Source organism: Pseudomonas meliae (assembly GCF_001400515.1).
Lineage (GTDB): Bacteria > Pseudomonadota > Gammaproteobacteria > Pseudomonadales > Pseudomonadaceae > Aquipseudomonas > Aquipseudomonas amygdali.
This window is the reverse complement of record NZ_LJQT01000164.1, coordinates 1-14,610: the sequence shown is the minus strand read 5'-3', so window position 1 is coordinate 14,610 and position 14,610 is coordinate 1. Positions and strand designations below refer to the sequence as shown.

The following is a 14,610-nucleotide window of genomic DNA, read 5'->3' as shown; positions in this document are numbered from 1 at the left end:
ATAAATCAGCGCCTCCTTAATTGTCATTTTTATTGTTCGACAAGAATTTCGCCATAAATTTGACTGTGTTCGTTTTTTTGACTTAACTAGTGATGTTTACTATTTTCTGGCGTCTCAAGGTTTATACGGCTGAGATGCCAAGCTGCCCCCCAATCATGGGCATTGAGTTGACTAGGGAAGTTGCTATTGCATGTGGCGTGAAATCAAGATTCTGCTAATCGATGACGATAGCCAGCGCCGCCGGGATCTGGCGGTTATCCTGAATTTTCTTGGCGAAGAAAACCTCTCCTGTTCAAGCCAGGACTGGCAGCAGGTGGTCGGCTCTCTGGCATCTCCGCGAGAAGTCCTTTGTGTGCTGGTCGGTAGCGTAAGTGCTCCGGGCAGCCTTCAAGGGCTTCTTAGGACCATCGCAGCATGGGATGAGTTCCTTCCTGTGCTGCTTATGAGCGAAAATTCTTCTGTCGAGCTGCCGGAGGATCTGCGCAGGCGGGTTCTTTCCGCGCTTGAAATGCCGCCCAGCTACAGCAAGCTGCTCGATTCCCTGCACCGTGCCCAGGTCTATCGCGAGATGTACGACCAGGCTCGTGAGCGTGGGCGTCATCGTGAGCCGAACCTGTTCCGCAGCCTGGTGGGGACCAGTCGCGCGATTCAGCATGTGCGGCAGATGATGCAGCAGGTCGCTGACACTGACGCCAGCGTTTTGATTCTTGGTGAGTCGGGGACTGGCAAGGAAGTGGTAGCGCGCAACCTGCACTATCACTCCAAGCGCCGCGATGCGCCGTTTGTGCCGGTCAACTGCGGTGCCATTCCGGCCGAGCTGCTCGAAAGCGAGTTGTTCGGGCATGAGAAGGGCGCGTTTACCGGGGCAATCACCAGTCGTGCCGGCCGTTTCGAGCTTGCCAACGGCGGTACGCTGTTCCTCGATGAAATTGGTGACATGCCGCTGCCCATGCAGGTCAAGTTGCTGCGCGTGTTGCAGGAGCGCACTTTCGAGCGCGTGGGCAGCAACAAGACGCAGAGCATCGACGTGCGCATCATTGCCGCGACGCACAAGAATCTCGAAAACATGATCGAGCTTGGCAGCTTCCGCGAAGACCTTTATTACCGTCTCAATGTGTTCCCCATCGAGATGGCACCGTTGCGCGAGCGTGTCGAAGATATTCCGCTGTTGATGAACGAACTGATTTCGCGCATGGAGCACGAAAAGCGCGGCTCGATTCGTTTCAACTCCGCCGCCATCATGTCGCTGTGTCGTCATGCCTGGCCGGGCAACGTTCGCGAGCTGGCCAACCTGGTCGAGCGCATGGCGATCATGCACACGTACGGCGTGATCGGCGTGGCCGAGCTGCCGAAGAAATTCCGCTATGTCGACGACGAAGACGAGCAGATGGTCGACAGCATGCGCAGCGATATCGAAGAGCGCGTCGCCATCAACAGCAACACGCCGAATTTCGCGTCGGGCGCAATGCTGCCGCCTGAAGGTCTGGACCTGAAAGACTATCTGGGTGGTCTGGAGCAGGGTCTGATTCAGCAGGCGCTCGACGACGCCAACGGTATTGTTGCCCGTGCTGCAGAGCGTTTACGGATTCGTCGCACCACGCTGGTCGAGAAGATGCGCAAGTACGGTATGAGCCGTCGCGAAGGTGATGAACAGGCAGATGATTGACGCCTGTCTGTGGCGCCAAAAATCAACCCCCTGAATTTTCAGGGGGTTTTTTTCGGCACGAGGATTGCAAAGTCCCTCTCAACACACCGTTTACTGACGGTTCGCCACGAGAGAGATGAACTATGTCCCAGGCCGCCCAACTGACTTCCGCCCTATCTGCTCAGGCTCAATACTCCCCGGAGCTGGAAAGTCGTCAGGGGCTTGAGCAGGCGTTCTCGCTGTTCAATCAAATGTCGGCGCAATTGACCGACTCCTATGGTCTGCTCGAAGCGCGTGTCACTGAACTCAAGGGCGAGCTGGCCCATGCCGGTGCCCAGCGCCTGCAAGAGCTGGCGGAAAAGGAGCGGCTGGCCAACCGCCTGCAAAACCTGCTTGATCTGCTCCCCGGTGGCGTAATCGTGATTGATGGCATGGGCGTAGTGCGTGAAGCCAATCCTGCGGCAATCGATCTGCTGGGCCAGCCCTTGCTGGGCATGCTCTGGCGTCACGTCATCAGTCGGTGTTTTGCCCCGCGTGAAGACGATGGCCACGAAGTCTCGCTCAAGGACGGCCGCAGGCTTTCCATTGCAACCCGCTCGCTGGACGCTGAACCCGGGCAGTTGGTGCTGCTTAATGACTTGACCGAAACCCGCCACCTCCAGGAGCAACTGGCGCGTCACGAGCGCTTGTCATCGCTGGGTCGGATGGTCGCTTCTCTGGCGCATCAGATTCGTACACCGTTGTCGGCCGCGATGATCTACGCCAGTCATCTGACCGAGCAGGAATTGCCGGTGGAAACCCAGCAGCGCTTTGCCGCACGGCTCAAGGATCGTCTGCATGAGCTCGAGCATCAGGTTCGCGACATGCTGGTGTTTGCCCGTGGCGAGTTGCCGCTGACGGATCGCCTGACGCCCGTTGCCTTGTTTCAGGCTTTGCAAAACGCTGCGGTCACCCATGTGCAGGGCGTACCGGTGCGTTGGCAGTGCGACAGTATTGAAGGCGAGTTGCTGTGCAATCGCGACACGTTGGTCGGTTCGTTGCTCAACCTGATTGAAAACGCCATCCAGGCCAGTGCTGGCCGGACACTGCTGAAAGTTCATGTGTACAGCCGCGGCAATGTGTTGCGCATATGCTTCAGCGATAATGGCAGTGGTATGGACAAGGCTGCGCTGGCGCGTATCGGCGAGCCGTTTTTCACCACCAAGACCACCGGCACCGGGCTTGGTCTGGCTGTGGTGACGGCGGTGTCGCGTGCGCATCAGGGCGGTGTGCATTATCTGTCGCGGGTCGGTCGTGGCACCTGTGCAATTGTCAGCTTGCCATTGATTCCGGCTTTCAGCTCGATGGGTAACAACTGATGTCGATCAACGTGCTGTTGGTCGAGGACGACCGTTCGCTGTGCGAGGCCCTTGGGGAAACCCTTGAATTGGCTGGCTATGGATACCAAGCGGTCGGCTCTGCTGAAGAGGCGTTGGTCGCAGCCGAGGCGCAACCGTTCAGTCTGGTGATCAGCGACGTCAACATGCCGGGCATGGACGGTCATCAGTTGCTGAGCCTGTTGCGCAGTCGGCATCCGCAACTGCCGGTATTGCTGATGACCGCTCACGGCGCCGTTGATCGCGCGGTCGATGCCATGCGTCAGGGCGCGGCCGATTATCTGGTCAAGCCTTTCGAGCCCAAGGCCCTGATTGCATTGGTTGCACGACATGCACTGGGTCGTCTGGAGCCTGCCGAGCGCGACGGGCCGATTGCTGTTGAACCCGCCAGTATCCAGTTATTGAACCTGGCCAGCCGTGTGGCGAAGAGCGACTCCACTGTGCTCATCTCCGGTGAGTCCGGCACAGGCAAGGAAGTGCTGGCGCGTTTCATTCATCAAAATTCTCCGCGTGCCGATAAGCCTTTTATTGCGATCAACTGCGCTGCGATTCCGGACAATATGCTGGAAGCGACGCTGTTCGGTCATGAAAAGGGCTCGTTTACCGGCGCCATTGCCGCGCAGGCCGGCAAGTTCGAGCAGGCTGACGGCGGGACAATCCTGCTCGACGAGATTTCTGAAATGCCGCTGGGGCTGCAGGCCAAACTGTTGCGCGTGCTGCAGGAGCGTGAAGTCGAGCGTGTCGGAGCGCGCAAGCCGATCATTCTGGATATTCGTGTCGTGGCCACCACCAACCGCGATCTTGCGGGTGAAGTGGCGGCGGGGCGCTTTCGTGAAGATCTGTTTTATCGCCTGTCGGTGTTTCCACTGGCCTGGCAGGCGCTGCGTCAAAGGACTGCCGATATTCTGCCATTGGCCGAGCGGCTTTTGACCAAGCACGTCAATAAAATGAAGCACGCGCCGGTTCGTCTTTCTGCCGAGGCGCAGCAGTGTCTGGTCAGCTACCCTTGGCCTGGCAATGTGCGTGAGCTGGACAACGCCGTGCAGCGGGCCTTGATTCTGCAGCAGGGCGGGGTGATACAGGCGCAGGATTTCTGTCTGTCCGGGCCGGTGACAAGTCTTCCAGCCGCTGCGGTGGTGGAGGCGGTGCCGTCTTTGCCTGTCACATCCTCGCCTGATAATGCAGGTGCCGGTGCCAATGCGGAATCTGTCGGTGCACTGGGTGATGACCTCAGGCGTCGCGAGTTTCAGATGATTATTGACACGCTGCGTGCGGAGCGCGGTCGTCGCAAGGAGGCCGCCGAGCGCCTGGGTATCAGCCCGCGTACCTTGCGTTACAAGCTGGCGCAGATGCGCGATGCCGGGATGGATGTGGAAGCCTATCTGTTCGCTACCTGAACCGGTGGCGCTGATCGGTGGTTGTGATCGCCGGTCACTGAATATTCGTATAAACGGCGCAAGCCGGAAATATCCGGATACCCCCATGAATACGGGAGGTCTGGAGTGATTTGATGTCGGGCAACATGGCATTCCCATTTGGTGTGGCAAATAGCCGCCATCTAGCTGGCACCGTTGTTGCTATGTCTTCTGTACCCGCTGAATCAGTGTCAAAAATTTGCGGGCCTTACGAGAGAAACGTCCATGAGCCAAGGTGTTGAATTTAATCGCTTGATGTTGGATATGCGGGCCATGCAGATGGATGCGATGTCTGCACCCAAGCCCGTGTCCGGCGCGCAGGAAGCCGGCGCCAGCAGCTTTGCCGACATGCTTGGCCAGGCCGTCAACAAGGTCGCGCAGACCCAGCAGGCCTCCAGCCAGTTGGCCAATGCATTTGAAATCGGCAAGAGCGGCGTGGATCTGACCGACGTCATGATTTCGTCGCAGAAAGCCAGCGTGTCTTTTCAGGCGTTGACCCAGGTGCGTAACAAGCTGGTTCAAGCTTATCAAGACATCATGCAGATGCCGGTTTAAGGGACGTACTGAGTCATGGCCGAAGCAACTGCCGATCCCGTTCCAGCAAGAGCGGGCGCTTCCGATAAGAAACCGTTGTTCGGTTTGTCTTTTCTGGAAAACCTTTCCGAAATGACCATGCTGCGTCAGATCGGCCTCATGGTCGGTCTTGCCGCGAGCGTGGCCATCGGCTTTGCCGTGGTGCTCTGGTCCCAGCAGCCTGACTATCGTCCGCTTTATGGCAGCCTGGCGGGCATGGACAGCAAGCAGATCATGGACACCCTGACTGCGGCGAATATCAACTACACCGTCGAACCCAATTCCGGCGCGCTGCTGGTCAAGTCCGATGATGTGCAGCGTGCGCGTATCCAGCTGGCGCAGGCAGGCGTGGTACAGAACGACGCCAACATCGGTTTCGAAATCCTCGACAAGGATCAGGGCCTGGGGACCAGTCAGTTCATGGAAGCCACGCGTTATCGTCGTGGTCTGGAAGGCGAACTGGCACGTACCATCTCCGCCCTGAACAACGTCAAGGGTGCCCGTGTGCACCTGGCGATTCCGAAGAGTTCGGTGTTTGTCCGTGACGACCGCAAGCCAAGCGCTTCGGTACTGGTCGAGCTGTATGCTGGCCGCTCGCTGGAGCCCAGCCAGGTTATGGCCATTATCAACCTGGTGGCCACCAGTGTTCCCGAGCTGAGCAAGTCGCAGATCACCGTTGTCGACCAGAAGGGCGCTTTGCTGTCCGATCAGGCGGAAAACTCCGAACTGACCATGGCCGGCAAGCAGTTCGACTACAGCCGTCGCATGGAAGGCATGCTGACCCAGCGTGTGCAGAACATTCTGCAGCCGATTCTGGGCAATGATCGCTACAAGGCTGAGGTCTCGGCAGTGGTCGATTTCAGCGCCGTCGAATCGACCGCCGAAAGCTTCAACCCTGACCAGCCTGCCTTGCGCAGCGAGCAGTCGGTCAACGAACAGCGCTCCAGCAGTTCAAGCACGGGCGGCGTTCCGGGCGCGTTGAGCAACCAGCCGCCAGGTCCTGCTACGGCTCCGCAGAATGCAACTGCCGGTGCTGCCGGTGCTGCCGGCCCTATCGCTCCAGGCCAACCGCTGCTGGATGCCAATGGTCAACAGATCATGGACCCGGCGACCGGTCAGCCGGCGTTGGCTCCTTACCCTGCCGACAAACGCGTGCAGTCGACCAAGAATTTCGAGCTGGACCGTTCGATCAGTCACACCAAGCAGCAGCAGGGCCGTCTGACTCGTCTGTCAGTTGCGGTGGTAGTCGACGACATGGTCAAGACCAACGCCGCCAACGGCGAAGTCACTCGTGCTCCGTGGAGCGCGGCGGACCTGGCTCGCTTTACCCGTCTGGTGCAGGATGCCGTCGGTTTCGACGCCAGCCGCGGCGACAGCGTCAGCGTGATCAACGTGCCATTCTCCAGCGAGCGCGCTGAAGTGTTGCCAGAGGCGTCGTTCTACTCGCAGCCGTGGTTCTGGGACATCGTCAAACAGGCGGTGGGTGTGATCTTCATCCTGATCCTGGTGTTCGGCGTGTTGCGTCCGGTGTTGACCAACATCACCACCGGCAAGAGCAAGGAACTGGCCGGTTTCGGTGGCGACGCCGAGCTGGGTGGCATGGGCGGCCTGGATGGCGAGTTGTCCAACGACCGCGTCAGCCTGGGTGGCCCGCAAAGTATTCTGCTGCCTAGCCCGACCGAGGGTTATGACGCACAGCTGAACGCAATCAAGAGCTTGGTGGCCGAGGACCCGGGTCGTGTGGCCCAGGTCGTGAAAGAGTGGATTAACACTGATGAATGATCGAGCCATGGTAGCCAAACTCTCCAAAGTCGAGAAAGCCGCAGTGCTGCTGCTTTCCCTTGGCGAAACCGACGCTGCTCAGGTGCTCCGGCACATGGGTCCCAAGGAAGTCCAGAAAGTGGGCGTAGCGATGGCTCAGATGCGCAACGTGCATCGCGAGCAGGTCGTAGAGGTCATGAGCGAGTTCGTCGACATCGTCGGCGATCAGACCAGCCTTGGTGTCGGTTCCGATGGCTATATCCGCAAGATGCTGACCCAGGCACTCGGTGAAGACAAGGCCAACGGCCTGATCGACCGGATCCTGCTGGGTGGCAACACCAGCGGTCTGGACAGCCTTAAGTGGATGGAGCCGCGTGCCGTAGCCGACGTGATCCGTTTCGAGCACCCGCAGATTCAGGCCATCGTGGTGGCTTATCTTGACGCCGACCAGGCGGGCGAGGTGCTTGGGCATTTCGATCACAAGGTCCGTCTGGATATCATCCTGCGCGTTTCTTCGCTCAATACGGTGCAGCCAGCAGCGCTCAAAGAGCTTAACCAGATTCTCGAGAAGCAGTTCTCCGGTAACGCCAACACGTCGCGTACCACCCTGGGTGGTATCAAGCGTGCAGCCGACATCATGAACTTCCTCGACAGTTCCATCGAAGGCGCGCTCATGGATTCGATCCGCGAGGTCGACGAAGACCTTTCGGTACAGATCGAAGACCTCATGTTTGTCTTCAACAACCTCTCCGACGTGGACGACCGCGGTATTCAGGCGCTGTTGCGCGAAGTATCCTCGGACGTGCTGGTACTGGCGCTCAAGGGCTCGGACGAGGCGATCAAGGAAAAAATCTTCAAGAACATGTCCAAGCGTGCCGCCGAACTGTTGCGCGACGACCTGGAAGCAAAAGGTCCGGTGCGTGTCAGCGATGTGGAAACCGCCCAGAAAGAAATCCTCACTATTGCGCGTCGTATGGCCGAGGCCGGCGAGATCGTACTCGGTGGCAAGGGTGGCGAGGAAATGATCTAAGGATTCAGCCGACTCATGTCCAGTTCCAATAAAGAATCGGCCAGCGACCTCATTCGCGCCAAGGACGCCGGGTTACTCGATATCTGGGCGTTGCCCAGCTTCGATCCACATGTGGAACCCGAGCCTGAGCCCGAACCGGAACCGGTCGATGAACCGGCCGAGATGGAAGAAGTACCGCTGGACGAAGTTCAGCCGTTGACCCTGGAGGAGCTGGAAAGCATCCGCCAGGAGGCGTGGAACGAAGGCTTCGCCACCGGTGAAAAGGAAGGCTTTCACAGCACCCAGCTAAAAGTGCGCCAGGAAGCGGAAGTCGTTCTTGCGGCCAAGGTCGCCAGCCTGGAACAACTGATGGGCCACCTGTTGGCACCTATCGCCGAGCAGGACACACAGATCGAAAAGGCCGTCATTCATCTGGTCGAGCACATCGCGCGGCAGGTCATTCAGCGCGAACTGGTCACTGATTCCGGGCAGATCGCCAGCGTGTTGCGCGATGCCCTCAAGCTATTGCCGATGGGTGCGCAGAACCTGCGAATTTTCATCAATCCTCAGGACTTCCTGCTGGTCAAGGCCATGCGCGAGCGTCATGAAGAGTCGTGGAAAATAGTCGAAGACGAAGACTTGCTGCCGGGTGGTTGCCGTATCGAAACTGAGCACAGTCGTATTGATGCCAGTGTCGAAACGCGAATCGCCCTGGCTATTTCCAAAATGCATGACCAGTTGCATGAGCAGGTGACGCATCCGGCTGCGGCGGACCTCAGCGTCGAGCTGGAGGCTGCGCCCGGCAAGGCTTCCAGTGCAGCCGAATCTGACGCGGACACGCTCAATGCGCCTTGATCGCACCAGTTTCGGCAAACGCCTCGGTTCCTATGCCGAGTCGATCAGTCTGCCTGCCCAGCCGGTAGTAGAGGGTCGCCTGCTGCGTATGGTTGGCCTGACGCTTGAGGCCGAGGGCCTGCGTGCGGCGATGGGTAGCCGTTGCGTGGTCATCAACGATGACAGTCATCACCCGGTCGAAGTCGAGGCTGAAGTGATGGGGTTTTCTGGCAGCAAGGTGTTTCTGATGCCGGTCGGCAGCGTGGCGGGCATTGCGCCCGGCGCGCGGGTGGTGCCGCTGGCCGATACCGGTCGCCTGCCGATGGGCATGAGCATGCTGGGCCGCGTGCTTGACGGCGCGGGCCGGCCGCTGGACGGCCGCTCGCCGATCAAGGCTGAAGACTGGGTGCCGATGGATGGCCCGACCATCAACCCGCTCAAGCGTGACCCCATCAGCCAGCCGCTGGATGTCGGCATTCGCTGCATCAACGGTTTATTGACGGTTGGCCGCGGCCAGCGTCTTGGGTTGTTTGCCGGTACTGGTGTGGGCAAGAGTGTGCTGCTGGGCATGATGACGCGCTTCACCGAGGCGGACATCATCGTCGTCGGCCTGATCGGTGAGCGGGGTCGTGAGGTCAAGGAGTTCATTGAGCATATTCTTGGCGAAGAGGGTCTGAAGCGCTCGGTGGTGGTTGCATCGCCAGCCGATGATGCGCCGCTGATGCGGCTGCGCGCTGCCATGTATTGCACGCGGATCGCCGAATACTTTCGTGACAAGGGCAAGAATGTCCTGCTGCTGATGGACTCGTTGACCCGTTTTGCTCAGGCTCAGCGGGAAATCGCCCTGGCCATCGGCGNCCGCCAGCCACCAAAGGCTACCCGCCCTCTGTGTTCGCCCGGCTGCCCAAGCTGGTGGAGCGCGCAGGCAATGCCGAGGCGGGTGGTGGTTCCATCACGGCCTTTTACACGGTGCTGTCGGAAGGCGATGACCAGCAGGACCCGATTGCCGACTCCGCGCGGGGTGTGCTCGACGGTCACATCGTGCTGTCCCGGCGTTTGGCTGAAGAAGGTCATTACCCGGCCATCGATATCGAAGCTTCCATCAGTCGGGTCATGCCTGCGGTGGTCAGCCCCGAGCACATGGCGCGTGCGCAGCATTTCAAACAGTTGTGGTCGCGTTACCAGCAGACTCGCGACCTTATCAGCGTGGGCGCCTATGTCGCGGGTGGCGATCGCGAGACCGACATGGCGATTGCGTTGCACCCGGTGTTGGTGCGCTATCAGCGCCAGGGCCTGCGAGACAACGAAAGCATGCAAGGCAGTGGCGAGGCGCTGGCGTCTATATTCGCACCGGCACCTGGCGGCTGATAGCCTATGGCTCAGAGTCGAGCGGCGCGTCTGGCGCCAGTGGTCGAGATGGCGGAAGCCGCCGAGCGAACGGCGGCTCAGCGGCTTGGGCATTTTCAGGGGCAGGTCAATCTGGCCAACAACAAGCTGCAGGAACTTGACCAGTTTCGTCAGGATTATCAGCAGCAATGGTTGCAACGCGGCAGCGCTGGGGTTTCCGGGCAGTGGTTGCTGGGTTATCAGCGCTTTCTCAGTCAGCTCGATGTCGCTGTTGCCCAGCAATACAAAAGTCTTGAGTGGCACAAGGCCAATCTCGATAGGGCGCGTAGCGCCTGGCAGGATTGTTATGCGCGGGTTGAAGGCTTGCGCAAGCTGGTGCAGCGTTATATGGATGAAGCACGCAGACTGGAGGACAAGCGGGAGCAGAAATTGCTCGACGAGTTGTCGCAGCGTCTACCTCGTCACGAACAATTCTGACGTTTGACTCAATCAGACCCGCGGTGATTTCTCTGGCTGGTCTACGCTATCAATGTCATCGGTGATGAAACACCTCGAGGTTTCTCATGACAGTCACTTCCGAACGCTCTGCCGATGGCCAGACGCTGACCCTTTACATCGAGGGGCGCTTTGATTTTCAATCCCATCAGGCGTTTCGCGCAGCCTACGAGGATTACCCGCAGACGCTGAACTATGTGGTCGACCTGCGGGGCACGCATTACCTGGACAGTTCTGCGTTGGGGATGCTGTTGCTGTTACGCGACCATGCCGGTGGCGATAAAGCGGTGGTGCACCTTGTCAATTGCACGCCTGATGTACTGAAGATTCTGGCTATTTCCAATTTCTCGAAGTTGTTCGAACTGAGCATACCCAGTGCAGTCATCCCCGAAAAAACTGTGCATTCTGATCGCCGATGACAGTGCCAGTGACCGGTTGCTGCTTTCAACCATCGTTGCGCGGCAGGGTCACAGGGTTCTCAGTGCTGGCAATGGTGTCGAGGCTGTGGCCATCTTCAAGGCCGAAAGCCCGCATTTGATCCTGATGGACGCCATGATGCCGGTCATGGATGGTTTTGAAGCGGCGCGACGGATCAAGGCGATGAGTGGTGAGTCGCTGGTGCCGATTATCTTCCTCACCTCGCTGACTGAAGGCGAAGCGCTTGCACGCTGTCTGGATGCCGGTGGCGACGACTTCATGTCCAAGCCTTACAACCCGCTGGTGCTGGCCGCCAAACTCAATGCCATGAACCGCTTGCGGGTGTTGCACGAAACCGTCCGTCAACAACGTGACCAGATCAGCAAGCACCACGAGTACCTGCTCAACGAGCAGCGTGTCGCCAAGGCGGTGTTCGATCAGATTGCCCACGCCGGTTGCCTTGGGGCTGGCAATATCCGCTATTTGCAGTCTCCTTATGCCTTGTTCAACGGCGACCTGATGCTGGCCGCCTACACGCCGGCCGGGCACATGCAGGTCCTGCTTGGGGATTTCACCGGGCACGGCTTGCCGGCTGCCGTCGGGGCGATGCCGCTTGCCGAGGTGTTCTACGGCATGACCGCCAAGGGCTACGGCTTGGTTGAAATCCTTCGTGAAATGAACGCCAAGCTCAAACGCATCCTCCCCGTCGACATGTTCTGTTGTGCAACGCTGCTTTGTATCAACCTTGCACAACGGCAGGTCGAGGTCTGGAGCGGGGGCTTGCCGGACGGCTACCTGTTGCGTGGCGCGCAGGGTGAGCTGTGCCGCTGGCTTCCAGTCACCTGCCATTGGGCGTGCTGAGTGTCGATGCTTTCGATGCACGCACCGAGGTCTATCCGTTGGCGCTGGGCGATCGCATCTTCCTGCTGTCCGACGGGGTGCTCGACACCAGCAACAACAACGACGAACTGTTCGGTGCGCAGCGTTTGCGCCAGGTGCTTTCTACCAACCGCGAGCCGCATTTGCTGATCGAGGAAATTCTCGTAGCGCTCAACGATTTTGGTGGCAAGGCACGTGACGATGTCAGTCTGCTGGAAATCAGCGCCGTCGATGAGCCATTGCAGAGTCTGCCTGCCCTGACCTATTCGGACAGCGGTGCCTCCAGCCCACTGGACTGGTCGGCCAGCTTCGTGTTTCGCGCTTCGACCCTGAGGCGCTTCAACCCGTTGCCGTACGTCTTGCAGTTGCTGCTTGAAGTTCATGGCCTGCGCAATCAGGGTGCTGCATTGCACATGGTGCTCGGCGAGCTTTATAGCAATGCGCTGGAACATGGTGTACTAGGGCTGGATTCGGCGCTAAAGCATGATGCAGCAGGTTTCGCCCTGTATTATCAGCAGCGCGCCGAGCGGCTTGGCATGCTTCAGACCGGGTTTATCCGCGTGACTGTGCGGGTCGAGCCGGTCGCAGCGGGTGGTCGGCTGACCCTCAGCGTGGAGGACAGTGGTCAGGGATTTGATATTGAAAAAGTCCGGATGCAGATACCTGCGGGCAATGAGCTGTATGGTCGCGGGCTCCGCCTGGTGTGTGAAATTGAGTCGTGAGGCTCGATGGTCCGCGGATGGCAGGACGGCCTGCGTGGAATTTTCCTGGGAGGGAGTGGCATAATCCCCCCTGGAGTCTTGATCAAGGAGTGAACAAGTGTCGATTCATCTGGATTACAGCGTGCTGAATGCCTTGCAGGAAGTCATGGAGGACGAATATCCGACCTTGCTGGATGTGTTCCTCAAGGATTCCGAGCAGCGTATCGCGCAACTGCGTCTTGCTGTTCAAGTCAGCCATCCTGACTTTCAGGAATTGAGCCTCACCGCGCACAGTTTCAAGGGCAGCAGCGCCAATATGGGTGCCTTGCAACTTTCCGAGTTGTGTCGTCAGTTGGAAGAGCAGTCCCGTCAGCAGTTGTTCACAGGTCTGACAGAGTTGATCGGTAAAATCGACAGCGAATACATGACTATTCGCGGTTTGTTTAACGCAGAGCGGCAGTTGTTTGTCAGCTGATCACTGATTTCCAGATCCCCGATCTTCCTTTATTCGGCAACCCTTGAAGTGGGTGTGGAAGGTTGGCCCGCATATTGCTCAGTGTTCTGGTAAGGCGATAACCAGCAGCTTATGCGGAGACCGAAATGCCCCTCGCTACCAATGCGCTTCTTCAGGCCACAAGCACTGCGACCTCAAGGTCCGGTACGGCCAATAATGCGGTCAAGTCTGCTGACAGCAGCAAAGACGGGGCCTCCAGCTTTTCCAATGTCTATGCCAAACAGGCGAAGGATGCCGTTCCGTCGCGTGATGATGCGCCGGTCAAGCCGGCTCGCGACAAGGCTGCGCCTGACAAGGACAAGGCTGCGCCTGACAAGGACAAGGTTGCCGCCGGCAAGGACAAGCCTGCCAGTGATCAGGCCAATGCCGCTGACACGTCGAGTGTTGCCGATAGCGGCAATGATTTGCCAACCCGATCGACTGCCGCTGAGGATGATGCTGCCAGTGCCGGTTCAAAGCAGGATGACGCACAGGCATCTGCCGACTCTGCATTGACTGAAGGGCTGGCGATTGTCGATCCGGTGCTTGACCCGGCGTTGCAGGCGATGGCTGCTCAAGCGCCTGCGTTGCCGGTCGCCAGACCACAAAGCCCTGACGCCACGGCTGCGCCCGTAGCTACCGTGCTCACGGTCACTCAGGCTGCTCCGCCCGCAGCGACTGAAGAAGCATTCAATCCGGACGCCGATCCGCTTGATGGTCTGGATGCAGTGCAATTGGCGCTGGAGAATGCCAACGCCAAAACGCAGCTGGCTGCGCAGAATACCCATGCTGCCAACAAAGCAACGCCGACCAACGCAGAGGCCGATCCAAACCAGAATCTCGTCAATAACCTGTCGGCCCTGAGCGAGCAGCTTCCCTCGGAGGACAGCAGCACGGAAAGCAGTGACAAGTCGTTCAGCGGCTTGATCGGCGAAGGACTGAAGGATGTCAAAAGCGCCGCGGGCGACACGCGCGTCGACAACTTTGCCGATCGCCTCGCTGCGCTGAGCCAGGCCGCGCAACCGGCCCGTGTTGCGGCAGCACCTGCCGCAGCGCCGTTGATGAATCAGCCGTTGGCCATGCACCAAAGCGGCTGGACCGAAGGCATTGTCGACCGCGTCATGTACCTGTCGAGCCAGAACCTCAAAACCGCCGATATCAAGCTGGAGCCCGCCGAACTCGGACGTCTGGACATTCGCATCAACATGGCACCTGAGCAGCAGACCCAGGTAACGTTCATGAGCGCCCATATGGGCGTGCGTGACGCACTGGAAAGCCAGATGTCGAGGTTGCGTGAGTCGTTCGTTCAGCAGGGGCTTGGCAACGTCGACGTCAACGTTTCCGACCAGTCGCAACAGCAGGCCCAGCAACAGGCTCAAGAGCAGGCCAGCCGTGCCCAGCGCAACGGTCGTGGCAATGGCGTGAGCTCAGGCGACACTCCGGATGAAATTGCAGGCGTCGATGCCGCTGTTCCGGTCAGCCAGCCGGCTGCGCGCGTGATCGGCAGCAGCGAGATCGATTATTACGCGTGATGCTCCTTGCCTCATATGGCAGCCGCGACGCGAAGTCATGCCTTGTCTGCTAGTTGTTAAGGCAGAAATGCTTTTCGATCCCGATGGTACAGACGACGCAAATTGCGACCTTGGTGACGGCTGAGTCCTGGCG

Annotated in this window: 11 protein-coding genes and 2 pseudogenes; all 13 read left to right on the top strand. The window is 59.0% G+C overall.

Going from position 1 to position 14,610, the window contains the following annotated elements:
* Positions 1-190: 190 nt before the first annotated feature.
* The 13 genes and pseudogenes from fleQ to ALO64_RS07410 all read left to right on the top strand — a co-directional run bounded on the left by fleQ (position 191) and on the right by ALO64_RS07410 (position 14,477).
* Entirely contained in the window at positions 191-1,666 is a 1,476-nt protein-coding gene (fleQ, locus tag ALO64_RS07470) for a transcriptional regulator FleQ (RefSeq protein ID WP_044343423.1), read from the top strand.
* Between the two features lie 122 nt (positions 1,667-1,788).
* On the top strand, positions 1,789-3,003 hold the full coding sequence (locus ALO64_RS07465; RefSeq protein WP_005731562.1) for a sensor histidine kinase: 1,215 nt from the start codon (positions 1,789-1,791) through the stop codon (positions 3,001-3,003).
* Positions 3,003-4,418: a sigma-54-dependent transcriptional regulator gene (locus ALO64_RS07460; protein WP_044343424.1), complete on the top strand. Its 1,416-nt coding sequence runs from the start codon at positions 3,003-3,005 to the stop codon at positions 4,416-4,418. Before ALO64_RS07465 ends, ALO64_RS07460 begins: the two co-directional genes overlap by 1 nt.
* A 243-nt stretch (positions 4,419-4,661) precedes the next feature.
* Complete coding sequence (gene fliE, locus ALO64_RS07455) at positions 4,662-4,991, top strand: flagellar hook-basal body complex protein FliE (protein ID WP_002554293.1); 330 nt, start codon at positions 4,662-4,664, stop codon at positions 4,989-4,991.
* A 15-nt stretch (positions 4,992-5,006) separates the two neighbouring features.
* On the top strand, positions 5,007-6,791 hold the full coding sequence (gene fliF / locus ALO64_RS07450; RefSeq protein WP_002554292.1) for a flagellar basal-body MS-ring/collar protein FliF: 1,785 nt from the start codon (positions 5,007-5,009) through the stop codon (positions 6,789-6,791).
* Complete coding sequence (fliG, locus tag ALO64_RS07445) at positions 6,784-7,800, top strand: flagellar motor switch protein FliG (RefSeq protein WP_044343425.1); 1,017 nt, start codon at positions 6,784-6,786, stop codon at positions 7,798-7,800. The genes fliF and fliG overlap by 8 nt, the downstream gene beginning before the upstream one ends.
* Before the next feature lie 15 nt (positions 7,801-7,815).
* On the top strand, positions 7,816-8,634 hold the full coding sequence (gene fliH, locus ALO64_RS07440) for a flagellar assembly protein FliH (protein WP_044343426.1): 819 nt from the start codon (positions 7,816-7,818) through the stop codon (positions 8,632-8,634).
* Positions 8,624-9,981 (top strand): annotated as a pseudogene (fliI, locus tag ALO64_RS07435) (flagellar protein export ATPase FliI). Before fliH ends, fliI begins: the two are co-directional and overlap by 11 nt.
* A 6-nt stretch (positions 9,982-9,987) precedes the next feature.
* The gene (gene fliJ, locus ALO64_RS07430; protein WP_002554288.1) at positions 9,988-10,437 is read left to right on the top strand and encodes a flagellar export protein FliJ; all 450 of its coding nucleotides are present in this window, start codon (positions 9,988-9,990) and stop codon (positions 10,435-10,437) included.
* Between the two features lie 86 nt (positions 10,438-10,523).
* Positions 10,524-10,874: an STAS domain-containing protein gene (locus ALO64_RS07425; RefSeq protein WP_002554287.1), complete on the top strand. Its 351-nt coding sequence runs from the start codon at positions 10,524-10,526 to the stop codon at positions 10,872-10,874.
* Positions 10,831-12,537, top strand: a pseudogene (locus ALO64_RS07420) (SpoIIE family protein phosphatase). Before ALO64_RS07425 ends, ALO64_RS07420 begins: the two are co-directional and overlap by 44 nt.
* 33 nt (positions 12,538-12,570) lie before the next feature.
* Positions 12,571-12,927 carry an Hpt domain-containing protein gene (locus ALO64_RS07415; RefSeq protein WP_005731569.1) on the top strand — a complete coding sequence of 119 codons (357 nt, stop codon included), beginning with the start codon at positions 12,571-12,573 and terminating at the stop codon, positions 12,925-12,927.
* Between the two features lie 125 nt (positions 12,928-13,052).
* Positions 13,053-14,477, top strand: coding sequence for a flagellar hook-length control protein FliK (locus ALO64_RS07410; RefSeq protein WP_044343427.1), 1,425 nt, complete (start codon positions 13,053-13,055; stop codon positions 14,475-14,477).
* Positions 14,478-14,610: the final 133 nt, after the last annotated feature.